Origin of the sequence: Desulfatibacillum aliphaticivorans DSM 15576 (assembly GCF_000429905.1) — a bacterium.
GTDB classification, from domain to species: Bacteria; Desulfobacterota; Desulfobacteria; order Desulfobacterales; family Desulfatibacillaceae; genus Desulfatibacillum; species Desulfatibacillum aliphaticivorans.
In genome coordinates, this window is record NZ_AUCT01000002.1 from 176,305 (window position 1) to 200,958 (window position 24,654).

Here is a 24,654-nt window from a genome sequence, read left to right on the forward strand (position 1 = left end):
AGAGGCCCCCAATGACGCGTTTAACCCTTGAAGAGCTTCACCAATCCCCCATCGTCGCCAACTGCTGCATGAACCGGGAGCGGCAAGCCATAGGCGACAACAGCTACCAAAAGGAGTTGCCCCTCAATCCGGATCAATTTCTCAGGGAGGGGATAGAATCCCAGGAAACCGGGCGGTGGCTGGATCTTTGCTGCGGCCAGGGCCTAGCCATGCTTCAGCTTATGGCAAAATATAAGAAGGCCCGAATTGACGGCCGATTTCAGTTTATGGGGGTGGATCTGACCGGCGCCTTCGCCCCTATTCCGGAAGCCTTTGACAACCTGCGTTTTGTGGAGTCCGCGTTGGAGGATTTCCGTACAAGTTTGCGATTCGACCTGATCACCTGCGTCCATGGCATGCATTACATCGGGGATAAAATTGGCGTTATTATTAAATATATTCAATGTCTCACGCCGGATGGAATTTTCGCCTGCAACCTGGACACGAACAATATTTTTAACCCAGAGGGACGGAAAATGGGGATCAGGGTAAACAAGTTTTTTCGAAGCCATGGATTGGAGTACGACGCCCGAAAAAAGATTCTCCTCTGCAGGGGGCCGAAATTCCTGCAAAGCCCCTTTGTTTACCTGGGCGCTGACGACGCCTTTGGCAAAAATTACACTGGCCAACAAGTTGTGGCCTCCTGCTATGAGGAGTAGAGGTCGCTATAGGGCGCCACTAATGAATTTATTTCCCCACCAACTACGGCTTTTCCAAAATGTCGTGGGGTCCAATATTTCTTAACGTATATACTTCATCATCGATCTGAAATGTGAATCGATAGGATTTGGTTACCCGAGCCTCCCAGATGTCTGGGACGCCTTGCATCTTCTTCATATTTAAAGAGGGGTGATTGGGGTCGGAAAGCAAAAGCCCCAACTGTTTATCCGTCGCCTCCCGGATTTGCCGGGGCAGTTTTTTGTATGCCTTGACGAATCTGTTTGTGAAGCTCAGCCTCATTCCTTGGCGTCTTTGAGAGCTTTTAGAGCATCGTCAATGTTGTCAAATGGGCCGGTCACGTTTCCTTCGGAAATATCCCGGTCTGCTTCCGCCTCGCCCTTCTGCCACTCTTTGGTGTAAAACCAGGAATCTTCGGCGTTGATAATCTTGGCGGGCTTGAGCACAACCCGCCCCTCCTCCAGTTCGGCATTCACAAAATCTCCGACCTTTAGCCCCAAAGCCTTTCGGATTCGGGCGGGCAGTGTGACCGAGCCGTTACTGGTGATTTTTATGGTCGTCATTTTCATAACCTCGTTAAAAATGAATTTCGTAATTTCATAATAGCACAGCATACAAATCTGTCAAGCTATCCAACAATCGGTTAACATGGGTCGGATATGTTGAAAAATTGTCAGCGGCCTCTCTTGCCCGGGACGGCTCAGATAGTTTAAGAATAGACTGAAAAGTATTAATTTTAGGTTGTTATATTTTTGGCTCTCATCATTTATTCTGACTTGAGGGTTTCTCTTGACAAGTATGCGTTTTGCATAATAAGGTGCTGTGTCTTTTTTCACATGCTCTATTGGACCTGGTGAGAAAGCTCCGCAGGGCCGCGGGGCTGGTTTTTACAATAAAATGCAAAAGGAGATCAACACATGTCGAATCTTATTCCCCCCCATGGCGGCAAGGGTCTTGTATGCTGCCTTCTGGAAGGTGCAGAACTGGAAGCTGAAAAGAAAAAGGCAGCAACTCTGCCCAAGTTGAACATCAGCTCCCGCGCCAAAGGCGACCTTATCATGATGGGCATCGGCGGGTTCTCCCCTCTGGACGGCTTCATGACCAAAGCTGACTGGAAGGGCGTCTGCGAAGACTTTCTGCTGGCCGACGGAACTTTCTGGCCCATCCCCGTGACCTTGGATGCTTCCGCTGACGACGCCGCCAAGATCAACGTAGGCGATGAAATCGCTCTGTTCGATCCCGAAAGGGAAGAGTTCATGGCAACCATGAAGGTCACCGAAAAATACGAAATGACCGAAGCGGACAAAATTTTCGAGTGCGAAAAAGTCTTCATGGGCGAAGGAACCCCGACTGCTGAAGAATTCTGGAAGATCGCCAAGGATGATCACCCGGGCGTCCAGATGGTCATGAACCAGGGCGAATTCAACCTGGCCGGCCCTGTCAAGGTTCTGTCCGAAGCTGAATATCCCGAAGAATACCCCGGAATCTATCAGCGTCCGGCAGAGTCCCGCGCCATCTTCGAGGAAAGAGGCTGGAAAGAAATCGCTGCCATGCAGCTGCGTAACCCCATGCACCGCTCCCACGAATATCTGTGCAAGATCGCTATTGAAGTATGTGACGGCTGCTTCATCCACTCTCTCATCGGCAACCTGAAGCCCGGCGACATCCCGGCTGACGTTCGCGTCAAGTGCATCGACGCGCTGGTCAAGAATTACTTCGTGGAAGACAAGGCTGTTCAGGGCGGTTACCCCCTGGATATGCGTTACGCCGGCCCCCGCGAAGGCCTGCTGCACGCCACCTTCCGTCAAAACTACGGCTGCTCCCGTATGATCATCGGCCGCGACCACGCTGGCGTCGGCGATTTCTACGGCATGTTCGAAGCCCAGACCATCTTCGACAAAATTCCTACTCCCGAGGGAGAAGGCAAGGCTCTGCTCTGCACGCCTCTGAAGATCGACTGGACCTTCTACTGCTACAAGTGCGACGGCATGGCTTCCCTCAGAACCTGCCCCCACGCCAAAGAAGACCGCGTGCTGCTGTCCGGCACCATGCTCCGCAAAATGCTGTCCGAAGGCGGAGAACTTCCGGATCACTTCGGCCGTGACGAAGTTGTGGCTATCCTTCGCGAATACTACGAAGGCCTCACCGAGAAGGTGGAAGTCAAACTGCACGGCGCCGCCACCGGCAACTAGAAGTAAATTCTCCGGAATTCATTCCGGTTGAGTATTTGAGGGGAGTCCTTTGGGGCTCCCCTCTTTTTTTGGACCAAAGCGCCTCCTTTCCGATATCTATCTGTAAAAAGTAAAATCCCCCTTTAATTACTAGTTGCTTAATGCTATATAAGTAATGTAGAACTTAACAATCGTTGAATTCCTGGCGGAAATTCCCGGGACCTTATCTTCAAACCTTGGCCTTTATCCATCATCACGCTTGACTACGGAGGGGGATGTCATGAGCTTTATGGATTGCTGCGACTGGACCAAATGCACCCAATGCGGAACCTGTTTGAATCAATGCCCGGTTCTTAAACTGGATAGAAAGGAAGGGGGAGAGATCATCCTTCACATGATTGAGGGGGGGCTGCCGGACTCGATCTTAAACCAATGCACCTTGTGCATGAGCTGCAACTCCTTCTGCCCTGAGGGCTTGAGGCCCTACGAACTCATCCTTCAAAGGGTTTCCGAACAGCCGGAGAGGCAAAATTCCCTGCCCGGTTTGGTCCCCTATTTTCTCATGGGGACTCCCGGCCCGGTGTTTTTTCCCGACTTGTACGCCATGCAAAACCAGGAGGAGAAAGCCGTCCTGGACAAATGGGGCGAGTTTCCCGAACCGTCGGAGGAACTATTGTGGATCGGATGCATAGGCCGGCTGTTTTGCAAGGATCTGGAAAATTCCAAGGTCCTGGCCTCCCTGCCCAAATTCAGCCCGGCGGACCTGTGCTGCGGAGAGCTTCACTACCGCACAGGCCAGTGGGACGCTTTCATGGAAAATACGGACAGGGTGTTTTCCGTGCTCAGCAAGGTGGAAACCCAGCGGCTGGTCTGCTATTGCGGCTCCTGCTGCACCTTTCTGGGGACTATTTTACCCGAGGTCGCGGGTAGAAAACTGCCTTATGAGGTGATATCCCTCTACCAATGGCTGCTGGAAAAGCATCAGGCCGGGGAATTGGAGTTGAAAAAGCCCCTGGGCTATGCAGCTGCGGTGCATGAGTCCTGCTACGCCACGGAACTGGGAGGCGATTTTCAGCAGACCCTCAGGGACGTTTATCAGGCCGCGGGATGCCAGGTTGTGGAAATGGAGCACACGGGCGCCAGCGCCCTGACCTGCGGCGCGGCCAGCGTGGCCCGGGATTTTGACCTGGCCTCCGTGGTGAAGGTGCAGGCCAAAAGGCTTAAGGAAGTCAAAGACGCCGGAACCCGAAACATGGCCCTGAACTGCCCCGGCTGCTACCTGACCCTGGCGCCCCACAGCTGGGTCAAACGGGTGCGGCTGAAATACATGCCCGAAGAGCTTCTTAAGGCCTTTGGGGATGACATAACCGCGCCCATTTCCCGGCTTATGCCCCGGGTTATCTATACGCTGGGAAAACGCGCGCCCCTGGCCTGGAAAAAGGCCGACCCCAAAACCATGCGGATTGTTAGTTGATTCGTCAGGGCGGTTTTCCGATCTGTTTTGATAAACCGTGAAAAATCTGCTAAATAAGCAAAGGCCTTAATCGTCACTTGGATAATCATTACGAAAGATCGCCATGGGTGGAAAATTGGACCTTCGGGGGTGGTTTGCAAGAAACGCGTTCTTGATACTGTTCTGCCTGATTATGGCCGGGGGAATGGCCTATTTGTTCTGGCCTGAATCCCGCAGTGCGGAAGACCATCTGGAAGACCTGGAGAAAAAAGCCAACTACGCATATACGGTGGGCAACTACGATCAGGCGGAGTCCCTCTGCCGGGAGTTTTTGTCCGAATCGGAAGAGGCCTATGGGCTTTTCCATCCCAACGTGGCCTTCGCCCTCAACAACCTGGCGCTGGTGCTCCAGGCCAAGGATCGTCCCGAGGACGCCCTGCCCCTGCTGCAGCGCTCCCTGGCCATTAACGAAACGGCATGGGGGCCTAATCATCGGGATGTGGTGAAGTCCCTTTGCAACCTGGCCCTGTTGATGGAATCCATAAACAAAACCCAGGAGGCCGCTAAATTATTCGAAAAGGCCGCCGCTTCGGCCAAAGCCAGCCTTCCTCCCTCGGACCCGCTCATATCCTACATCCAGGATAATTTGGATCGTTTGAATGAATCCGACTCCTAAAAAAGGTAAGGCCGGATCGTCATCTGATGTGACGATCCGGCCCTTGCGCAAGACCACCGGCTAACTAACCCCCCTTTTCTTGGATTTGTCCCCCCAGATCAAACCCGTGTACGGCTCGCCCGAGCCCAGCCATAGGAAACCGGGCTCGTTGTTATGCCGCTGATTGTTACGCCGGATGTCCCCCTTACTTTGCATCCAGGCGGGTCGCGCAAAAAAGTGCACCCCTACTGCTAATAAATCACCCTACCATGATACTGAACATTCCTTCATAACCGACGGACGGGAGTGTTTTTCGCGTCCATCTGGCCTTCTATATATAGCTAATTCCGTGCCAAAAATTAACTACCTGAAAACATGATATTTCCGCTTGGCGAAGTAAATTTAACAAGGGTAGAAACCGGACTAATGGGGAAAGAATGCCTCACAGGAAGGCATTGTGAGGCATTTTGTCCGGGTAAAAAAATCTCAGCGCGGCAAGCTCTGCTAGGAAAAATCGATCATGGAGCAAGGGCTCAAATTCCAGGGAGTTTACGGGAAAGGCTGTGCGAAAAACGGGCTGAAACTTGCTACAAAAAACAACCCCGCCCTTCCCTGAATAACCGGAAAGGCGGGGCTGTATATTTTACAATAAGGCTGAAGCTATTCCACGGTCACTTCATGGTACACCGTGTAGCGGGCCAGGATTTCAGAGACCTTGTCCTTGATGGCCTGGGCGTCCTGCCCTGAGGCGGCCTTCACTTTGATTTCCGCGATGGTGCCGTGCACTTTGTGCTCGCCCACGGCGACTTCCACGGATTCGACCAAATCTCCAAGCGCCTCCAGCTCTTTTTCGTACATGCGCTTGGTGGCGTCCCAACGCAGAGCGGGCTTGAAAATCTTTCCCACCGGGGTGAGGGGAATTGCAGAAGTGATGACGACTTCCTTAGGCACCGCGGCCTTTTCGCCCACATGCTCCTTGGCCCAGGCCATAACCTGTTCTTCGGTTAAGCCGGAGTTTTCCGCCACTTCCACATAAGCCACAGGCACTTCGCCGGCATGGGCGTCGGGGCGGCCGACAGCCGCAACCATCTTGACGGAGGGCATCTTGTACAGGGGCTCTTCGATCATTGCCGGATCGATGTTATGTCCGCCGCGGATGATGAGTTCCTTTTTCCGGCCGGTCAACCAGCAGTAGCCGTCTTCATCCAGGCGGCCCATGTCGCCGGTGTTGAACCAGTCGCCGGGAACCCAGATATTTTTGTTATGGGCGTCTTCCACGTATCCCTTGAAGACGTTGGGGCCCTTGATGCACACGTTGCCGATCTCGCCCACTTCACAGTCGCGGACGTATTCGCCGTCGTCGTTGCATTCCACAACCTTGATGCGCTGGAACGGCATGGGCAGGCCGATGCTGCCGATCTTGCGTTCGCCGTCCTTGGGGTTCATGCTGGAAGCCACGGCGCCTTCGGTGAGGCCGTAGCCTTCCAGGATCTTCATGCCCGTGTGCTCTTCAAAGCGGCGGAAAAGCTCCACGGAAAGGGGCGCTGCGCCGCAGACCACGAATTCCAGGGACGAAATGTCCGCCCCGTTCAACGGGATATCCAAAAGCACGGACAAAACCGTGGGGACCGCGGAGAACAGGGCCGGCCTGTATTTCTCCACGATCTTGTAAAAATTCATCATGATGGAGGGGTCGCGGTATCCCATGGGGGACAAAATGACCACCCGGGAGCCTGTAGAGAAGGGCGCCAATCCGGTCACGATGGTTCCGTTGCAATGGAAAAGCGGCAGACCGCACATCAAGGTGTGCTCAGGCTTGGACCCGGCCATGACCTGAATCATCCAGGCCATTACCACTTCGTTGTAATGGGTGCGTTTGGCCAGCTTGGGCGTGCCCGTGGTGCCGCCGGTATGGTACAGGGAGGCGATGTCCTCCTTGTCGATTTCGCGATCAAAAGTCAGCTTGTCAGAAGGATATTGTTCGATTTTCTCTTCAAAGCTGTATATTTTTTCCGCCTCGTCCGTGGGACCCATCACCCGGATCACATATTCCAGGGTGGGGATGTCCTTGCGGATCTGATCCACTTTTTCCCAGATGTCCACGCCGGGCATTTCGCCCATGCACACCATGACCTTGGTCTTGGCCGCTGTGCAGATATCCTTGATCGTGGCTGCTTCCAGCAGGGGGTTGATGGGGTTGGCGATGCCAGCCGTTTCCGCGCCCCACAGGGTGTAGTGGGTCTGGGGCAGGCTGGGCAGAATATAGGTGACTACGTCCTCCGGCCCGATTCCCAGGTCATGAAACATGTTGGCGGCCTGACGAATTTTGCCGATGAACTGCCCGTAGGTAATCTCAATGGGATTCTCGTACGTATCGCCGTTCATGAGGAAGCTCATGGCCGTTGCGTCCGGGTTGATGGCGGCGCCGCGCTCCAGGAGTTCGTAGGTGCTATTTTCCTTCACCCTCTCTTGATAGGGGACGTCCTCTAACGCCCTGATGTCATCCAGCCCCCTGATGAGAAGTTCTTCCATGGTGATTCTCCTTTCTACATCTTGTCTCCCGTGAAAAAAAATAAAAGCGCACCCTCGGCGTCCGGCCCCAAAACCGCTTCCCGGCCGCCTTTCCCCCGCAGCTTCAATCCAGAAATGAGGCTATCCCAAAACAAAGGGATAACACCGTTCTAATTTGTCACAACCCCATGGGTATTGCAATACCAAAAACGGGAAAAAATGCCGTCAAATAAGAGCTCGTGAGCCTTGCCTGAAACGAACGTTCGTTACTCCTTGCCTTGCGAATGCAAGGCGCCCAAAAAGATACTTTGGTAGGTTCGAAAACACCATGACGCCCAACATAACAAACTGAAATCAATCAACTTATCAACAAACAAACGGCCCAAAATACCAAACGCTGCTTTTGAACAAAAAAACTGAAGATGACTAAAGGATGTAGGAGTAATGGGATCTTAAAACGCAGGAAGGCCTTGCCGGGCTCGACAGTCGATGATTAAGGAGCGGCGCCTTCGGGCGGGGCCGGCATGGGCTTGTTTTGGCGAATCACGGAAAAAACGGCGCCCTGCCTCTGGACAATGTACACAACCTTATTTTTGGGAAAGCATGCATGGTTGGAAAACCGGCTGTTTCCCACATAGTAGTCCAAAAAGTCAGGCATATAGGCTTCCGAAGGGCGTTTGTTCACCAGAACAATTTGAATGTGAGGGGCGGCAAAGTATTTGGCGCAGTTTATGGACAAGGGCTCCATGGCGACAAGCACCTTAATGGGTCCGTCTTTCGGGTCTGTGTTACTATTCAGCCACTCCATGCATTCCTTGTAACTGGTCAGCCAATAGTCCGTGTCGTACTTTCCATAGGCTCCCCCCACGCCTCCCGCGACGCCATTAAAATAGGTCATCTGGTAGGGGTGAAGCTCTATCATATCAACCAAAGGCAGAACCAGCAGCCCGGACAGGGTGATAACGGCCGCATTTCGGGCTTTGCGCTTCATAGCCTGGACAAGCCAGGCCGCGCCTGCTCCCGCCAGCAGGGCCATTGCCGGGAGTATAAACAAAAAGTGCCTGATGCCGTCATAAATATTCGGATGCGTTGCAATAACGTATCCAATCGGGAACCAGAACCACAGCAAAAGGCAGACATAAAGCAAACTCTCATCATCCCTGAAGGCTTTCAGAACGCCGAAAATACTGACTGCAACGCCCGCGGCCAGCAGAATAATGGTCGGCAAAGGAGTGCTGATCAGCAGGTACCAGGGAAGATAATACCAGGGCAGATCCGGGCTTTGAATCACATTGCCTTGAAATAAGACCAGATAGGGTCGATTGAACTGGGAAGCCAACTTGAACGCTTCTATGGGATGCAAAAACGGGCTTTCATGGGCCCAGGGCCAAAAAGCCACCATGACCAGCCAGGCAATGGCCGATGCGCTGAGCAGTTTAAGCCCCAGGGAAACGCCTTTATACGCCAGGCCTCCGGCGGGCTCCTCCAGCCAGGGCTTGTTCGCCAAAAAATAAAATCCCCCAACGGGAAATAAAAAGCAAAGGGCCAGCAATCCGCCGGTCCTGACCGCCAGGGTCAATCCCAGGCAAAGCCCGAAAAACAGGAATTTGAACCATGAAAACCGATGCCCTCTGAACAGCAGAACCAGGGAGAACATGGTCCAGGCAAAGCCGCAGGCAAAGGGAATGTCTTTGGTGTTAATGAATGCGTGGCCGACGAATCGCGGCAGCATAATGAGGGCAAGCGTACTGAAAATCAATACGTTGCGCCCTCTAAAAAGAGCCGCAATACTCATCATTCCCGCCAGGGCCAACAGCCCGGTTAGAGCGCTGATTAGATGCCGGATTTCAAATCGATGGCCGGGAAAATGGCTGTAAACGGCCGAGGACAGGACTTCCACCAACGGGCCGTAATAATGGGCGTCGTCGCATTGCTTGTAGGCCTGGCTGGTGAAGCCTGAGGTGAAATACTCCAGGACCGCGTCGCCGTAATCCGCCAGGCGGGCGCCGTCCCAGGCGATTCCATAGTCATCGTGCAGGATGACAACGGCAATAAGGCAGACGGACAAAACCGTTACAAACCAGGCGATTTTGAAGCGCTTTTCATTGCTGGGCTGGATTGTTTCCTGCATGGCGGACCGGTCCCCGTGGAAGAATTGTCGCTTGCCAGTGCATAGCACGGCCAGCGCGGTTAGGCCAGATAAAGATGTGTAAGCGGCGGCGGATTAAGAGCTAAAAGCCCATGAGGGAGTATTCGGGCATGCCGAATAATTTGCGGATGCAATAGGCCAGGGTTTCAGGCAAATAGCGCCCCCAGATTTTAATGGGAATGTCCTCCAGTTCCACCTTGGGGCTCAGGCCTACGGCCAGCAGATACTCCATGAGATATTCTATGTTGACCGGAATGTTGCCGAACACCCTTTGATTGCTGCGCTGGGCGAAGATCCGGGTTTCGTGCATGCTGCGGCCGATTTCCGATTGAATCATCTCTTCGTAGGTGGTGAAAATCAGGTCAACGTAAAGGTCCTTGGCGCCGGTTTCCATAAAATCTTCAAAGTCCTGATGAATCCTGTCTCCGGGCAAACCTCTTTGCGCGTAAACAAGGCCCTTGCCGTTCTGACGGAACTTTTCGCACAATTCCGGAAAATCCACATCCATCCGAATGACGTAATGGACCGCATTATAATTCCCGGAGTGGCGCTCCTTCTCCATCACCTCAGCGCCGCCCAGGCTTTTAATGGCCTGCTCCAGGCCTTTTTCTCCAAAGCCCAAATCCACAATCTTCAGCCCCAGCACGTCCTTGATAGTCATGGGCTCTTCCGGCAGTAAAAGCCCCTTGGTCCTGATTTCCTGCATGACCTGCTTTTCAGCCTGTTCATACAGCTCCTGGGGATCGATGCCGTTGCGCACGCCCTGTTTTTCCCAGGCCTCCATCTGGGCCACCCCTTTTTCCCTGACCATTTCAAAAATATGCCTCGAAGCGTACCGGTTGGATTTTTCCGCAATGCGCCTGGCCTTTTTAAACCGGCAGGCGCCCAACACATTCATGGCCTCATCATGGAATACAATCCCGGCCATGGGAGCGCCCACATAATAAAACTCCGGGGTCTCCGTGTATTTTTCGATCAGGGTTTGTATTCCCAAGGACTGCCTGCGCGCCGAATGGCAAAGAAAGTCCTTCAACTCACGCTTGGACTTCACCCTCTGTTCGTGCAGCTTCTTGCCGGTCGCCCCGGTCAATATGCTTTGGGTAAGGTGGAGCAAGGCCTCCCAACCGGCAAAACTGTCGTAAGTGATGATTCGGGTGATCTGAAGAGGATCGGTGGGCTTGAAATCGTCGCACAACCAGCGGTTGGTGATCTCAAAAAGTTCGTCTCTATGTAAAAAAGCTGACAAATACATACGCGGCCGAGCCTGGAGCTTCCTTTCACGCGGCGCGGCGGAAAAACGCGCCTATACGCTTTGAATGTACTATGTCATCGCCATTTTTCCAAGCCTTATTGTACGCAGCCTTATTGTACGCACGGATTACAAAACCGGCTTAGCAGCCGTTCCCAACAACCTTGCATCGGCATACCCGGCTGCAATCTTTACTTTCAGGAATGAACGTTATTTTCGGCTGATGGGATGAGGACATAACTCCTTGTAAATGACCGGCGCCCATGATATGAATTACTTTTTTTTTGAAAGAGGGTTGCCGGAGCCCGGCGCAATCGCTTTGAGGGTCGGAAAAAATATCAAGTGCTGACAGTAGACTTTAATAGGCTGAACATCGAACCCGGCTCCAGGGTTCTGGACCTGGGCTGCGGCCCGGGGCGCCATTCCTGGGAAGCGTATCGCAGCCCGGGCGTGGACGTGGTCGCCGCTGATATTACATACAATATCGTCGCATGGGCGTTGATCATGCTGCGCAGCATGGTGGATAACAGGGAGAGCGGAGGCGGCGACGCATACGGCGCTGCAGTGGACGCTTCCCGCCTGCCCTTTGCGGACAATAGCTTCGATTATGTGATTTGCTCCGAGGTGCTGGAGCACATTCCCGACGATCAAAGCGCCGTTGCGGAAATGGCGAGGGTGTTGAAGCCCGAGGGGACCCTGGTTGTGAGCGTGCCCCTTTATTTGCCGGAAAAAATCTGTTGGGCCTTGGCGGATGAAACCTATCGCCAGATGGCCGGCGGCCATGTCCGCATCTATAAGAAGAAGGCATTGGAACAAATTTTTGGGGAAGCCGGCTTAAAATGCCAGGCCAGACGCAGAGCCCACGCCTTGCACAGCCCCTTGTGGTGGCTTAGATGCATTGCGGTGCGCAGGGGCAAACCCGGGCTGCTTTCCGCCGGTTATGACAAGTTCATCAACTGGCACGTAACCAAGCGCCCGGCGCCCACGGTATTTGCGGAAAATCTCCTGGCCCCGGTGATGGCTAAAAGCATTGTCTATTATTTGAAAAATGAGGGGAAAAATGACGCGTAACGCTTCGCCTAATCCCATATTTGACGCCATAGACGTCCGCTCCATGGCCGAAGCCATTTGCAAATTGCAAAAACCGGACGGGGAAATTCCCTGGTCCGTGGACGGCAAGACGGACCCCTGGGACCACGTGGAGAGCGCCATGGCGCTGGCCGTAGCCGGATACCTGAAAGAAGCCAGGAACGCCTTTGCCTGGTCGGCTTTCACCCAGAATGAAGACGGCAGCTTTTTCCCTTCTTACAGAAACGGGCAGCCTGACGAAATGCGCAAGGATCCCAATATGAGCACCTACGTGGCTCTTGGGATTTACCATTATTATCTGATTTCGGGGGACAAGGATTATCTGGCCCAAATGTGGCCCACCATAGAAAAGGCCATCAATTTCGCCGTCAACCTGCAATCGCCGGAGGGCCCCATCTACTGGAGCCAGGACATGGACGGCAATGTGGACAAACGGTGCATGCTTACCGGCTCAAGCTCCATTTATATGAGCATCCAAAGCGCCCTGGCCATCGCTAAATGCCTTAACAAGTCCCGGCCTCAATGGGAGTTCGCCCGCCGCAAGCTGGGCAAGGCCATCCGGACCAGGCCGGAGCTTTTCGACGAAAGTAAATCGCGTTATTCCATGGACTGGTATTATCCCATCCTGTGCGGCGCCGTTACCGGCGAGGAGGCGCAAAACCGGATCGGCCAGTACTGGAACGACTTTGTGGTGGAAAACTGGGGAGTCCGGTGCGTTTCCGACAGGCCGTGGGTCACCATGGCCGAAAGCTCGGAATGCGTCCTGGCCCTGGCCGGCATCGGCATGTTTGAACAGGCGGAAACCATTTTCAAGTGGGTTAAAAGCTCCTGCTTTGACAACGGCCTGTACTGGACGGGCATTACGGTTCCCGACTCGGTGATCTGGCCGGAAGAGCAAACCGCCTGGACTACGGCGGCGGTGCTCCTTGCCGCGGACGCTTTATACACCTGGACCCCGGGATCGCACATTTTCTCCCATGAATATTGGAAAGTCCACCGGACCCATGCCAAGTCCGGAATCGGCAAACGGGATAAAACTCCCGCGGCGTAAAGGTTTAACCACGTGCGAAAAGATCATCGACCCTATTTTGTCAAAAATCTGCAAAACAAATACGTAAAATGGTACACGGACCGCTATTTGCGGCCCCAGTTCCGCCATCTGGGAAAAAGCCCGGCCTTAATCCGGCCCTGGCATGTCCAGGTGTTCGGCTATTCCGTAGAGGTGGGCGATTACGCCACCATTATTGCAGAGCCCCATTCCAACGTGCATTTCGTGTCCTGGGCCCAGGCGGATTTGGAAGACCTGGCGGCCATCATGGACGGCTCGGATAAAAGAGTGGGCGCCAAGGCCAAGGAAGAAGCCCGCGCCCTCGGCCAGGGCTTGATCAAACTGGGAGACTACGTGCTGGTCTGCCCGGGCGTACGCATCCAGGCGGCCACCAGAATCACCATAGGCAACGGGGTGATGTTCGCCCAAGGGGCTTACGTCACGGACGCCGACTGGCACGGCATATACGACCGGTGCATGCCCGTGGGAAGCACGGCGCCGGTTGAAATCGGCGATAACGCCTGGATTGGCGATCACGCCATTGTTTGCAAAGGCGTGACCATCGGCGAAAACAGCGTCATAGGCGCCGGCTCCGTGGTCAGGCGCGACGTGCCGGCCAACAGCATCGCCGCCGGCAATCCCTGCCAGGTGGTCAAGGAGCTGGACCCGGAGCGGGCTGTCAAAGGCCGGGAAGCCATGTTCGCAAATCACGATGAACTGCAAAAAATGCTATCTGCGGCGGATAAAGACGCCCATGACCAGAACACCCTATGGGGCTGGCTCAGGTATCTGCTTTTTCCCCGCTACGGCGATTAGCTTTATTCCCCCCACCCCCAATTGCGTCAAGGAGGCCTGTATGCCATTTGTGGAAGTCAACGGTGAAAACATCCATTATGTCCATCAAGATGCAGGTTCCGCCATCAATCTGGTGCTCATCCACGGATCCGGCGGCAGCCATGAAAACTGGCCGGAGGAATGCCTGAAAATCGGCTGCGCCAACGTCTATTTGGTCGACCTGCCCGGTCACGGCAAGTCCGAAGGCGAAAGCAAGGACGGCGTGGGAGAGTACACAGCCTTTGTGGACGCATTCTGCAATGCCCTCAACCTGGAAAACGTGGCTCTGGGCGGCCATTCCCTGGGCGGCGCCATTGTGCAGCAAAGCGCCTTGAACAAGGCTTCCTGGCTCACCCGCCTGGTGCTTGTGGGCACCGGATGCAGGCTGCGGGTCATGCCCATGATGTTCGAGGCCATTGAAACCAATTGGGAGGGCGCCCGGGAAATGATGGGCCAGACCGTATTCGGAGCAAACCCTGCTCCTGCTCTGGTCGCAAAAGAAATGGAACGGACCAGGGATTCCGATCCCCAGGTTCTGCTGGGCGACTTCCGGGCCTGCGACAAGTTCGACGTCTGCCAGCGCCTGGGAGAAATCGCCCTGCCCACGCTCATACTATCCGGCGACAACGACAAGCTCACGCCCCTCAAATACGGCCAGTTTCTTTTGGACGGCATTGCAGGCGCCAAGCTGGTGGTCATCACGGAAGCCGGGCATCTCATGGCCATGGAGCAGCCGGAGCAATTCTGCCAGGCTTTGAAAGATTTTTTGTCATGACGCCATGACGCCTCTATTCATAAAAAACCTGCCGGACAACAAGGCCAACCTGTACGGGTTGATTTTGGAAGCCTCCAAAATAGCCTATGAGTTTGAACGGAAGGAGGACGGCTGGCAAATTTTGGTCCCCCAAAAGGACCACGACCGGGCTTTCGCCCAAATTACGGCATATACGGGCGAAAACCTGCCCCAAGACCTTGACGAGCCTAAGTGGCCGCAGTTTAAGACTTACAGCGGCCTTTGGGCCGCAGGCCTTCTGGCCGTCTTTTATGCAGGAACGGGGCCTTTTTCGGAGAACAGATGGCTGCTGGAGCAAAAAGGGGCTGTGGCGGAAAAAATCCTGGACGGCCAGATTTGGCGGGCCGTCACCGCCCTGTGCCTGCACGCCGATATGCTCCATCTCATGGGCAACATGGCCTTTTTGGCCATTTTCGCCACCGGGGTCTGCCAGGTCATGGGCTACGGCGTGGGCTGGCTTTTCATCCTGCTTGCCGGCGCCTTGGGCAATCTGGCCTCAGCCTGGATGTACCAGTCCCATCATCTTTCAGGCGGGGCGTCCACGGCTGTTTTTGCGGCCTTGGGCATATTGGGCGGCATTCGGGCCATACGCCAAAAGGCCGGCTGGGGGTTGACGTCCAGAAGATGGATCGGCCTGGCAGTGGGCCTGGCTTTGCTGGCCTTTTTAGGCAGCGGCCCCAAGGCGGACCTTTTGGCGCACTTTTTCGGATGGTTTTGCGGGGTGGGGATGGGTGTGGTGTACGCCCTTCTCAAACCGACGCCCGTACCTCAAAAAAAGCAGCTTCCCTTCCTTACCCTGGCGCTGGCCATCCTTTTATGGGCCTGGGCTTCGGCGGGTTTTTAAATGCGTCCTTCGCCCCGGAAATCATGAGGGTGAGGGGAATCCCGGAGAGGGCTGCGAAATAAGGGTTAGAAAAAAACTTGTGCATCCCTGCAAAAAAAGACTTGCTTTATTTAAAAGTTGTGTTATCTTGTGTGAGATTAAACGGCCCCGCGTTGGTTTTGCGGGGTGATTTTTTTCTGTAGGACCCTGCCGCAAACTAATGTCGCATCCTCCAGTCAAAAATCTTTGAAACTTTTATTTTAGGAGGATGTTCTCCATGGCAAATGGTACTGTAAAGTGGTTTAACGATCAAAAAGGTTTTGGTTTTATTGAGCAAGACGGCGGCCCCGATGTTTTCGTGCATCATTCCGCAATCAACTCCAGCGGCTTCAGGAGCCTGAACGAAGGCGACCGGGTGACCTTCGATATCGAGCAGGGCGCCAAGGGCCCCTCTGCGAAAAACGTCACCGTAGGTTAAGTTTTCGCAAGATAGTTCAAGGACGCGCTTCTCAATAGAAGCGCGTCCTTTCCACTTTGTTTTTGAGTTCATGGTATTGGAAGCGTCAGCCCTCCGAACCATGCTCTGGGCCTACCCCATCTTTATACAGGGCTCGCCCTCTGAGTGATCGCCTGTATTACTACGCTATCCGCCTCAAAAAAAAAGCCGTTTCCCTATTCCCTGAGTTTATTTCGGGGAAACAACGCTATCTTTTTCTTCTGACAACATTAGAAACTCGTTTAGCGCTAAAATAGTAGGGTTTTAACAGTTTCGCCGGCTGACTCGGGCATTCTGCGGCATCAATAAATAAAACAATCAATCATATACTCATTTAAAAAATGCAGTTTGATTGTGCAGTTCAGCAATTTTATGCGCTGAGGCATTAAACGGCAATCAGCCATGCCCCCGCACGTCAATAGCCGACCATAGGGAGCGTGTCTATAAAATGCCGTCAAAGTCTTTTCACAAAAGGGTTATTAAACCCTACACACTTTTTATAAGGAAACATTACATTTGAATTTTACCAGTTTTGGTTTTCATAAACACGTCGCCGCCGGAATTTCCGCGGCGGGCTACTCCACCCCCACTCCCATTCAGGAAAAAGCAATTCCCCAGGTCATGCAGGGACGAGACCTGATGGGGCTTGCCCAGACCGGCACGGGAAAAACAGCGGCTTTTGTACTGCCTATCCTGCACAGGTTGATGCAAAAGCCCGGCAACGGGGTGCGGGCATTAATTATCGCCCCCACTCGTGAACTAGCGGAGCAAACGCACGAAGCCATAAATACCCTGGGCGCCCACACCAACCTGAAAAGCGTGTCCGTATACGGAGGCGTAAACCTCCAACGCCAGGTGAAACAGCTTAAACAATCCGATATTGTCGTGGCCTGTCCCGGCCGGCTGCTTGACCATATTGGACGGAAAAATGTGGATCTGTCCCGCGTGGAAATGCTGGTTCTGGATGAAGCGGACCAGATGTTCGACATGGGCTTTTTGCCGGACATCCGCAAAATATTGACGTTTCTGCCCCGCAAAGGACGTCAAACCCTCATGTTCTCGGCCACCATGCCAGCGCAAATCAAACGACTGGCCGGGGAGGTCCTTCACAACCATGTTTTGGTTCAGATTGGGCATGTGGCTCCGGCGGATACCGTCAAACACGCCTTTTATCCCGTGGCGCAGCACCTGAAAACAGCCTTGCTCCTGCAATTGTTAGGCAGCACGGGCACGGAGTCGGTTTTGGTGTTCACCCGCACCAAATACAAAGCCAAGCAATTGGGGAACAAGCTGACAAAGGCCGGATTCAGCTCCGCGTCCCTCCAAGGGAATTTGTCCCAGTCCCGGAGGGTTGACGCCATGAACGGATTCAAATCCGGCAAGTACCAGGTGCTGGTGGCGACGGATATCGCCGCCCGGGGCATAGATGTGGCCAACGTCTCCCATGTCATCAATTATGACATGCCCTCAACTCCTGAAACCTATATGCACAGAATCGGCAGGACCGGCAGGGCCAAACGCCGCGGTGAAGCATTTACTTTTATCACCAATGACGACCGGCAAATGGTCCGGGCCGTCAACCGGGCCGTCGGCTCCAATGTGGAGCAGCGCACCATCCACGATTTTAACTATCAGGCATCCACGCCTGAAACAGGCCGGCAGGCGGCTCAGGCCACGCCCCGTCAACCTATGAAAAAGAAAAAGTCCCGGCAAGATTTTCCCCCTGTGGAAGTACGCAGAAAGAGCGACTCCAAAAGGCGGGCCAACAGAGAGGCGAAAGGGGCTTTTACCTGGGTTTCAGCCGGGTAACACATAGTTTCAAAAAGCAAGGGGGCCATGCGGCCCCCTTGCTCATTTCAGGCAATCCACCCTGCGTCATACTTTCAGAGACTAGTTGCGGCCTTTTCGTGCGACGATCACGTCCATGGGCCCATGGGCCGCAATGGTTAGGTCTGCGACCATGGAGCTTTGAGTGGAAATAAATCCCGCCTTGATCATGGCGTCCGCCAAAAAACCCCGGTCAAAAGACATGTCCATGCCCTGCAGCGCCGTAGACAGCCAGGTTATCACGGATTGCGCCGGCGCCGTCTTTTCCTCGTTCAAACCGTCCGAAGTGACCAGCAGGACTCCGCCCGGATTAAGGGCCTTATAAATCTTGGCCATGAGCTCGTCCATTCTGTCCCGATAAAAATTCAGGGTGTAATTGGCCATGATAAAATCAAAGCCCTCGCCCATGGGGTCCTCCATGTAATCCCCGGAGAGAGTCTTTATCCGGGATTCCATGCCGTACTCGGCAATCAGCTCTTCAGCCACCCGGCAAACGGCTGGCTGCTCCATGATGGTGCACTTGAGAGACGGGTGGGAAGCCAACACGGCGACCGCGATCATTCCCGGCCCGCCGCCCAAATCCAGCATATTGGAGAATGAACTGAATTCAGCCAAAGCCGAAACATGCCCCGCAATTATCTGAGCGCGGCCCGCCCGGGCGTTATTGATGCTCAACCGGGCGCCCTGCTCCCAAATTTCCTCCCGGCCTGCATTCGCGGCCGGCGGAGGACCGTCGCAAATAAGATTTATCATGCCTCCGTTCATCATGGGCTTTGTCCATCTTTCCATAAAAAGAAGCATGGGGCCGATGCACTGCTCGCTGGCCGGGTCGAGATACGCCCTGGCCATGGGCGTCATTTCAAACACGCCTTTGCACTTTGTCAAGCATCCCATGGCGGTTAGGGAATTCAGCATAAATTCCGTGTTTTCCGGTTGCGTTCCAAGCCTTTCAGCCAACGTCCCGGCCGTCAAGGGCTCGTCAAATTGATTGAACACGCCCAATTCCAGGGCCGCCTTGATCAATTCCCATTTGACGGCCTCATAGGGAAGCAGGGACAAACCATTGTCGCCCGGTCCTTTCGGCGGAAGCATTTTTTTCATACTCTCAATCTCCTTTGAACCTTTGTCATCCCCGAATGCATTTTTTATCCTCACGGCTTATTCCAAATCTCCTGGACCAGGCGACAGCCCGCGTAAAACAAACCCGGTCAACTCGTTTAAAAAACGGGCGTCCGCTTCGCCCCCCCGCCCCTGATTTTCTTCATGGCGTAAAAAATGGTCGTGATACTCCCACCAAACATGGGCGGACCCGGTTATAAAAGAAAATATGTTCATGGGAGTCAGGTCCGTCCGGATTTCGCCCCGCGCCTGGGCTTGCAGGAAATACTCCTCGTACATGTGGTGCCACTCGTCCTCGCCGGGCCAGGGGTCCTGCTCTCCAGCCAGGTTGTCCCATTTGGAAAGCCGCAGCATAGAGGGGTTATCCCTGTAAAAAGCGAACATGGCCTCCACGAACTCCCGCAGGAACTCCGAGGCCGGAATGCCGACGTCAAGGACGGGGCGTTTCGACCCTGCATACCTGTCCACAATGGCGGCCTTCACCGCTTTATAAACCCCGTCCTTGCTCTTAAAATGAAACATGATCAAAGGCCCGGACACCCCTGCCTTTTGCGAGATCTCCCGAACGGACGTCCCGGCGAAGCCTTTTTCCGCAAACAGCTTTTCCGCAGCTTCCAGGATAACCGCCTTGGTGGCCTCTGCGTTGCGCGTTTGTTTTTCCTTGGACAAGCCTCTATTCTCCTTTTGAATTAATTTACTAAACGTTCAATAAGTAAATGATCCGCCGATGTCAAGCATTATTCCGCACGACAACAAAGCCCCGGACGACAACAAAAAACCCCGCCGGAAAAAGCGGGGTTTTGCCTATATTTACAGAGAGATATATTAGTTTAACTTTGAGCAAGGAATCAGCTTTGGTCCATCCTCTTTTTACGGGCCTTGTCCACCTCCAGGGAAACCTTAATTCCCCGATTTTTAATGGAATACCAAACCAGGCGTTTCTTATCCATGACGAAAAACCTGCGGCCGTACTTTTTCAGGGCCTTTTCGTTGATGTTGAAGCCCAGGCCCGGCAACGCGGGAGTCTGGAGCGAGCCCGACTGGTGGGTGAAAGGCGTCTCCAGGATGCCGTCCCTGGCCTCAATGACCCAGCCGGGAGGCGCGTAGGGATATTCCAGGGCCTTTTTCTCGGCAAAGCCGCTGGCGGCCATGAGTTGCAGGTTGATGGCAAAGCCGATGCCGTTGGTCCAGGTGTGGGGGCTGTATAAAAGGCCGTGCTCCTTGCACAGTTGGGCGACTTTAAAGGTTTGGGCGATGCCGCCGGTAAAGCAGGCGTCGGGCTGGAATATGTCCAGACAATGCCTTTTGATCATCATGGCCAGTTCAGGCAGGCCCGATGAATTAAGCTCTCCGCCGGAAATAGGAACCTTACTGTAGGCGGTCAACTCGGCCAGGTCGTCGTAGGCGTCCATGGGCAGGGGCTCTTCGATCCAGGCCAGCCCGGCGTCGGCGCAGGCGTCGGCGAAGTATTTGGCCCGCTGCATGTCCCAAAGGGGCGCTGCGCCCACGACGGTCACGCGCCAGCCCTGGTTGGCGTCTACGCCTATGGCCATTTTATCGCCCATGGCCTTGGCCGTTTCCGTAACCTGACGGATATCCATGTCCGGATCAAAATCATGGACGCGCAGCTTGACGGTGCGAAATCCTTCTTCGTACCTGGCCTGGACTTCCTCGATGCGCTCCTCCGGGCCTTTCACCTCGCCGGTGGAGGCGTAAAGGTCCACCTTGCAGGCTTTGCCGCCCAAAAGCTCGTAAACCGGCTTACCCTGCTTTTTGCCCAGGATGTCCCAGAAGGCCGGTTCGATCCATCCCTGGCGCTGCCCCACGTAGCCCACCTCCCGGACCCGCTGATTAATCAGGTCAATGTCCGTGGCTTCCTCGCCGAGCAAATACGGTCCCAGCACCTCTCCAAGACCGGCCCGCTCCCGGCCCATGGCCGTGCAGGCGCTGTATCCGGTGATGCCGTCGTCGGTAGTCACTTTAATCAGATCAAAGCGGTTTTCCGTTTGGGGGAGGCCTGGAATCCAGCTTGGATAAAAGGGCGCCGGCAAGGGGAGGGCCACGTGATAAAGCTCTATCCGCGCAATTTTGCTCATGTTTTTCTCCTTAGACATATCATGGTGATGTCATCGAACTGGGGCTCTTCGGCCATGTGTTTAAACAGCGCCTTATCCACGGATAAAACCAGGCCGTGGGCCGAATCCTGGGCGCCTTCCACCAGAGACAGGATGCGCTTACGGGAAAAAGCCTTTCCTTCCGGGCTGCGGGCGTCCAGCACGCCGTCAGTGTATCCATAAAGCAGGTCGCCGGCTTCCATCGTAACGGCGCCATGGCCGAACTCAATGCCTTCCCGCAGACCTGCTGCCGGCCCGGTGGGGTTCAAGAGCTCCTGCGATCCGTCTTTTCTCGCCAGGATCGGGGGTTCGTGGCCGGCATTCACATAATCCAGCGTGCCGCCGGCCGGGTCCAAGACGCCCAAAAACACGGTGGCGAACATGCCCTGCTCTCCGTGCACGGCCGCTATATAGTCATTGGTGTGGGAAACAGCGTACAAGGCGTTTTGCACCGGACCGTCATGGCAATGCCCGTCGTCGCAGGCCTCGCCCAACTGCAGGGTGTACACACGCAAAAGGCTTCTGAACAAAGCCATGAACAAGGCCGAGCCAACCCCTTTGTCGCAGACATCGGCAATGACAAAGGCCACGCCGCCTCCAGGCAGCTTAAAGACGTCGTAAAAATCCCCCGCCACCTGCCTCGCCGGATGAAAATCCGCGTCAATCTCCCAGCCGGAAACCTCGGGGATGTCCTTGGGAAGAAAATCCTGTTGAATTTTGCGTCCCTGCTCCATCTCCAATTCCATGATCTTCATGCGCTCCTTATCCCTTAGAACGCCGATCATGTTGTTGAAACTTTCGGACACGGTCCCCAATTCGTCATTGGAAACCAAAGGCGCCCTCACGTTATAATCTCCGGCCTCCACCTTTCTGATAGCCCTTTCCAAATTCGCCAGGGGAACGACAATGCTTCTGGCCGCCATGCGGGCTACAATTAACGTGGCGATGGTGCATCCAACCAGCAGAAAAGAAATGACAGCCAACTGGGAGTGCAGCAGGGACTCCGGGTTCTGCGCCAGCATGAGCCGGGTTTTGTTGTACACCACGACGGACAACATCAGGATGGGAAGCACCCCGGTCACAATCAGGGAGATGATAATTCTCGTCCCCATGGTCATACGCCAGGCGCCTTTTACTCCGGTAATTTTGTCGTTAGGGAACAATTTCGGCCATAGTTCCCGGCTGAAAAGCTCCATGTTAAAATAGACCAGACTCGTGGTTATAACTCCGGAAAACAATATCCCCAGGAACATGCGATACGGCAAACGCGGATCGCCGGAGATATTTTCAAGAAAGGGTATCATCACGGGGAAAACCAGGGAGGCGGCCAGCCAGTTCCAAATGGTGGCCAGAGCGGATAAATAGGGAAGATTGATGACTTTTCTTTTGGCGATCTCCTTGATCCCAGGAGCCTCCTGCATCTGTCCGTTCAGGACGTCCATATACCCCACAACATCGCGGAACCATCTGCGAACGGCAAGCCCGGTAATCAGGGTTTGAAAGAGAAAAATCCCCGCCGATCCATAGAAAATCCCGCTTAAATTGTCTGCGACGGTGATTGAGTCGAAAAACACAAAATATAAGACGCAAAGCGCCATGCCCACAAAATTTCCGCCGACCGTTCTGCGGCGGAAGGACCTCAGCACAAACATTTTGCTGAAGGACTCTGCACCGCTTTGACTATTTTGTGTATCGTCCAAGTCTTTCACTGCTCTTCCCCGCTATCTGAACCAAAAGCCGGACGCTGCACAGCGCCGCGCCCCCGCCGCATTTTGGCAAGGTATAGCTATTTATGCAGAATGTCTACGACTTCGATTATTTTGACCCATGAAACACTCCCATATTAACAGGAGAAGGGCCGCTATGCCAACCCCTGCCGCGATCCAAATTCCTTTGGGTCGAAAGATTAACAAAACGTCCCTTTGCCCCGGCTCCGTAACATGGACGCCAAGCAGGCCTTGCACGTCTACAACCCACCCCCAGGACGACGACCAGCCCGGATCGTAATTCTGGTTGATTACGCAAAGCCCCGGCGTCTGCATATCAACATGAACCCTTATCCGGTTATAACTCGCGTCAAGGAGCCTGACTTCGCCCCGGCCTGAAGCCAGCCAGGCTTCCCCGCGGTAGCTGTGCAAATATTCTTCAGGGCCGCCGGCTCCCAACTCCAACCGGGATGGTACGGCGTTCGTGGGAATTTGAATGCTTGAATGCCACTTGATCACCCCCGTATTTTCCATAAGGTTTATATACAAAGGGCCATAGAGCACTTGGCTGAAACCCGCCCGCTGCCCCGCCTCCGGAGGATCATGAAAAAAAGTCAGCGGTATGATCAGCCGGTTGGCCGCCAGGGGATAAACCGCCGCAAAGGCCATAAAAAGGGCCAAAGCTAACTTACCATTTCGGTGCTTCATTCGGTTGAACAAGGTGTGAAAAAAGCCTCCGAAACCTATACAGATAAAGAATAAGATAAAAAAATTAAAGTACTTGACCGTATTATACATGGCCCCAAACACAGGCAAGCGGGACAAAGGCGCGAAAAGGTCAAAGGGCAAGTATAAGCTAAAGCTGACGGCGATGGACAACCCCAGCAGGACCGCAACGCCTATATAGCGCCGAAAGGACAGCAGGGGGGACAGGCAGGCCAGAGCCAGGGCAAGCCCCCCGCACCCGATATACTCCGGCCCCACAAGATTCGGCCCGACTCCGCCCGAGGCTTTGGCAATCTCAATAAAAGGGCGCGTTTTGATGAAACCTTCCCAAAAAGCGGCGATTCCCTGGAACGGATTAAGCGCCGGCATGGCTTCCTGGGCGGGCTTGAATATCTGGTAGTCCACAGCCCTGGGATTGACGGCCAGCAGGCCGGTCAGGAGATAAAACTTAACCGCTCCGACCAAACAGGCGAAAACCGCGGCCAGGATTAGATTTTTTAAGGCCAGGCCCCCGCTTAAGCCTGCGTCATCCGGCTTTGGCAAGGCTTTGCCGAAGAGCCAGAGCAGCCCCAAAAAGAGTAAAGTCACTGGAAAGACAAAGTTCGCCTCCGCCAACAGCAAATACAGCAACAGCACAGCGGCGAAAAAGTATCTTTTGTCCCTTCCGGCGCCGGCCAGGCAAAAGGCGATTATGGGAAAGAGGTAATAAAAGGTCTCCCAGTAGTTTCCCCCAAAGAGGCGGGCCGGCAGCCACCCGGATACGGCGTACAAGGCGGTCGCGCTAAACACGCCCCACCGGTTGAAACCGAGGCTCCGCCGCGTATACAAAGCCATTCCGGCCGTCCCGGCAAGAAATATCAAAAAGACGTTAATGCGGCACCCAAGGATTTCTCCGGCCGCGAGTATAATGGGGAACAAAGGGGAAAAGGAAGGGTCGTGCGGGTGGGCCGCCAAAGGAAACCCGCCGTTCACATACGGGCTCCAGAACCCGGGTTCGCCCTGATCCAGCACGGCGTCCCGGGCCGCCTTATGGTGAAAATACAACTGCCGCCAGTCCCCGTTGGAAAAATCCGCCGTCTTGCCGGGGCGAAAAAACAGGGGGACAGCCATAATAAGGCACGCCAAAACCACCAGCGCAGCCATTATGCGGTTTTGCATCCGCCTGCTTGGAATG

20 protein-coding genes are annotated in these 24,654 nt (G+C 54.3%); 11 read left to right on the top strand and 9 right to left on the bottom strand.

Annotated elements, in window-relative coordinates; all coding sequences use genetic code 11:
• The first annotated feature begins 11 nt into the window (after positions 1-11).
• Entirely contained in the window at positions 12-698 is a 687-nt protein-coding gene (locus G491_RS0102985; RefSeq protein WP_028313525.1) for a class I SAM-dependent methyltransferase, read from the top strand.
• A gap of 297 nt (positions 699-995) precedes the next feature.
• Here the strand turns inward: G491_RS0102985 and G491_RS0102995 are convergent, their stop codons facing one another.
• A complete protein-coding gene (locus G491_RS0102995; protein ID WP_035217667.1) occupies positions 996-1,280 on the bottom strand; it encodes an AbrB/MazE/SpoVT family DNA-binding domain-containing protein in 285 nt (94 codons plus the stop codon).
• A 354-nt stretch (positions 1,281-1,634) separates the two neighbouring features.
• Here G491_RS0102995 and sat point away from each other — a divergent pair, with 354 nt between their 5' ends.
• From sat to G491_RS0103010, 3 genes are all read left to right on the top strand, one after another.
• Entirely contained in the window at positions 1,635-2,909 is a 1,275-nt protein-coding gene (sat, locus tag G491_RS0103000; protein WP_015947212.1) for a sulfate adenylyltransferase, read from the top strand.
• Positions 2,910-3,168: 259 nt separating this feature from the next.
• Positions 3,169-4,362, top strand: coding sequence for a (Fe-S)-binding protein (locus tag G491_RS0103005; protein ID WP_028313527.1), 1,194 nt, complete (start codon positions 3,169-3,171; stop codon positions 4,360-4,362).
• Positions 4,363-4,465: 103 nt separating this feature from the next.
• Positions 4,466-5,017, top strand: a complete 552-nt coding sequence (locus G491_RS0103010) for a tetratricopeptide repeat protein (protein WP_015947214.1) — start codon at positions 4,466-4,468, stop codon at positions 5,015-5,017.
• Between the two features lie 639 nt (positions 5,018-5,656).
• On the opposite strand, the gene G491_RS0103020 is transcribed toward G491_RS0103010, so the two are convergent.
• The 3 genes from G491_RS0103020 to G491_RS0103035 form a co-directional block, all read right to left on the bottom strand.
• On the bottom strand, positions 5,657-7,528 hold the full coding sequence (locus tag G491_RS0103020) for an acyl-CoA synthetase (protein ID WP_028313529.1): 1,872 nt from the start codon (positions 7,526-7,528) through the stop codon (positions 5,657-5,659).
• 472 nt (positions 7,529-8,000) lie between these two features.
• Positions 8,001-9,638 (bottom strand): ArnT family glycosyltransferase, encoded by a 1,638-nt coding sequence (locus G491_RS0103030; RefSeq protein ID WP_028313530.1) that lies wholly within the window; start codon positions 9,636-9,638, stop codon positions 8,001-8,003.
• A 100-nt stretch (positions 9,639-9,738) separates the two neighbouring features.
• Complete coding sequence (locus G491_RS0103035) at positions 9,739-10,908, bottom strand: hypothetical protein (RefSeq protein WP_028313531.1); 1,170 nt, start codon at positions 10,906-10,908, stop codon at positions 9,739-9,741.
• 339 nt (positions 10,909-11,247) lie between these two features.
• On the opposite strand from G491_RS0103035, the gene G491_RS0103045 reads away from it, so the two are divergent.
• From G491_RS0103045 to G491_RS29215, 7 genes are all read left to right on the top strand, one after another.
• A complete protein-coding gene (locus G491_RS0103045) occupies positions 11,248-11,976 on the top strand; it encodes a class I SAM-dependent methyltransferase (RefSeq protein ID WP_028313532.1) in 729 nt (242 codons plus the stop codon).
• Entirely contained in the window at positions 11,966-13,045 is a 1,080-nt protein-coding gene (locus G491_RS0103050; protein WP_028313533.1) for a hypothetical protein, read from the top strand. The genes G491_RS0103045 and G491_RS0103050 overlap by 11 nt, the downstream gene beginning before the upstream one ends.
• A 12-nt stretch (positions 13,046-13,057) precedes the next feature.
• Positions 13,058-13,858 (top strand): acyltransferase, encoded by an 801-nt coding sequence (locus tag G491_RS0103055; RefSeq protein ID WP_028313534.1) that lies wholly within the window; start codon positions 13,058-13,060, stop codon positions 13,856-13,858.
• 40 nt (positions 13,859-13,898) lie between these two features.
• Complete coding sequence (locus G491_RS0103060) at positions 13,899-14,651, top strand: alpha/beta fold hydrolase (RefSeq protein ID WP_028313535.1); 753 nt, start codon at positions 13,899-13,901, stop codon at positions 14,649-14,651.
• A gap of 4 nt (positions 14,652-14,655) precedes the next feature.
• On the top strand, positions 14,656-15,513 hold the full coding sequence (locus G491_RS33290) for a rhomboid family intramembrane serine protease (RefSeq protein ID WP_051326996.1): 858 nt from the start codon (positions 14,656-14,658) through the stop codon (positions 15,511-15,513).
• A gap of 256 nt (positions 15,514-15,769) precedes the next feature.
• Positions 15,770-15,970: a cold-shock protein gene (locus tag G491_RS0103070; protein WP_015947224.1), complete on the top strand. Its 201-nt coding sequence runs from the start codon at positions 15,770-15,772 to the stop codon at positions 15,968-15,970.
• 534 nt (positions 15,971-16,504) lie between these two features.
• The gene (locus G491_RS29215) at positions 16,505-17,797 is read left to right on the top strand and encodes a DEAD/DEAH box helicase (RefSeq protein WP_035217547.1); all 1,293 of its coding nucleotides are present in this window, start codon (positions 16,505-16,507) and stop codon (positions 17,795-17,797) included.
• 81 nt (positions 17,798-17,878) lie between these two features.
• Here the strand turns inward: G491_RS29215 and G491_RS0103080 are convergent, their stop codons facing one another.
• The 5 genes from G491_RS0103080 to G491_RS0103105 all read right to left on the bottom strand — a co-directional run bounded on the left by G491_RS0103080 (position 17,879) and on the right by G491_RS0103105 (position 24,638).
• The gene (locus tag G491_RS0103080) at positions 17,879-18,916 is read right to left on the bottom strand and encodes a methyltransferase (protein ID WP_028313536.1); all 1,038 of its coding nucleotides are present in this window, start codon (positions 18,914-18,916) and stop codon (positions 17,879-17,881) included.
• A gap of 57 nt (positions 18,917-18,973) precedes the next feature.
• Positions 18,974-19,603 carry a TetR/AcrR family transcriptional regulator gene (locus tag G491_RS33295; protein WP_028313537.1) on the bottom strand — a complete coding sequence of 210 codons (630 nt, stop codon included), beginning with the start codon at positions 19,601-19,603 and terminating at the stop codon, positions 18,974-18,976.
• A 179-nt stretch (positions 19,604-19,782) separates the two neighbouring features.
• Positions 19,783-21,030 (bottom strand): mandelate racemase/muconate lactonizing enzyme family protein, encoded by a 1,248-nt coding sequence (locus tag G491_RS0103095; protein WP_028313538.1) that lies wholly within the window; start codon positions 21,028-21,030, stop codon positions 19,783-19,785.
• On the bottom strand, positions 21,027-22,757 hold the full coding sequence (locus tag G491_RS33300; RefSeq protein WP_169829380.1) for a SpoIIE family protein phosphatase: 1,731 nt from the start codon (positions 22,755-22,757) through the stop codon (positions 21,027-21,029). Before G491_RS33300 ends, G491_RS0103095 begins: the two co-directional genes overlap by 4 nt.
• Positions 22,758-22,838: 81 nt before the next feature.
• Positions 22,839-24,638, bottom strand: coding sequence for a hypothetical protein (locus G491_RS0103105; RefSeq protein ID WP_028313539.1), 1,800 nt, complete (start codon positions 24,636-24,638; stop codon positions 22,839-22,841).
• Positions 24,639-24,654: the final 16 nt, after the last annotated feature.

Bases quoted from the DNA above. Each gene is read 5' to 3' on its own strand.
- G491_RS0103035 (WP_028313531.1), bottom strand. From the start codon at position 10,908: ATGTATTTGTCAGCTTTTTTACATAGAGACGAACTTTTTGAGATCACC.
- G491_RS33290 (WP_051326996.1), top strand. From the start codon at position 14,656: ATGACGCCTCTATTCATAAAAAACCTGCCGGACAACAAGGCCAACCTG.
- G491_RS0103050 (WP_028313533.1), top strand. From the start codon at position 11,966: ATGACGCGTAACGCTTCGCCTAATCCCATATTTGACGCCATAGACGTC.
- G491_RS0103080 (WP_028313536.1), bottom strand. From the start codon at position 18,916: ATGAAAAAAATGCTTCCGCCGAAAGGACCGGGCGACAATGGTTTGTCC.
- G491_RS0103070 (WP_015947224.1), top strand. From the start codon at position 15,770: ATGGCAAATGGTACTGTAAAGTGGTTTAACGATCAAAAAGGTTTTGGT.
- G491_RS0102995 (WP_035217667.1), bottom strand. From the start codon at position 1,280: ATGACGACCATAAAAATCACCAGTAACGGCTCGGTCACACTGCCCGCC.
- sat (WP_015947212.1), top strand. From the start codon at position 1,635: ATGTCGAATCTTATTCCCCCCCATGGCGGCAAGGGTCTTGTATGCTGC.
- G491_RS0103005 (WP_028313527.1), top strand. From the start codon at position 3,169: ATGAGCTTTATGGATTGCTGCGACTGGACCAAATGCACCCAATGCGGA.
- G491_RS0103105 (WP_028313539.1), bottom strand. From the start codon at position 24,638: ATGCAAAACCGCATAATGGCTGCGCTGGTGGTTTTGGCGTGCCTTATT.
- G491_RS0102985 (WP_028313525.1), top strand. From the start codon at position 12: ATGACGCGTTTAACCCTTGAAGAGCTTCACCAATCCCCCATCGTCGCC.
- G491_RS0103010 (WP_015947214.1), top strand. From the start codon at position 4,466: ATGGGTGGAAAATTGGACCTTCGGGGGTGGTTTGCAAGAAACGCGTTC.
- G491_RS0103020 (WP_028313529.1), bottom strand. From the start codon at position 7,528: ATGGAAGAACTTCTCATCAGGGGGCTGGATGACATCAGGGCGTTAGAG.
- G491_RS0103095 (WP_028313538.1), bottom strand. From the start codon at position 21,030: ATGAGCAAAATTGCGCGGATAGAGCTTTATCACGTGGCCCTCCCCTTG.
- G491_RS0103060 (WP_028313535.1), top strand. From the start codon at position 13,899: ATGCCATTTGTGGAAGTCAACGGTGAAAACATCCATTATGTCCATCAA.
- G491_RS0103030 (WP_028313530.1), bottom strand. From the start codon at position 9,638: ATGCAGGAAACAATCCAGCCCAGCAATGAAAAGCGCTTCAAAATCGCC.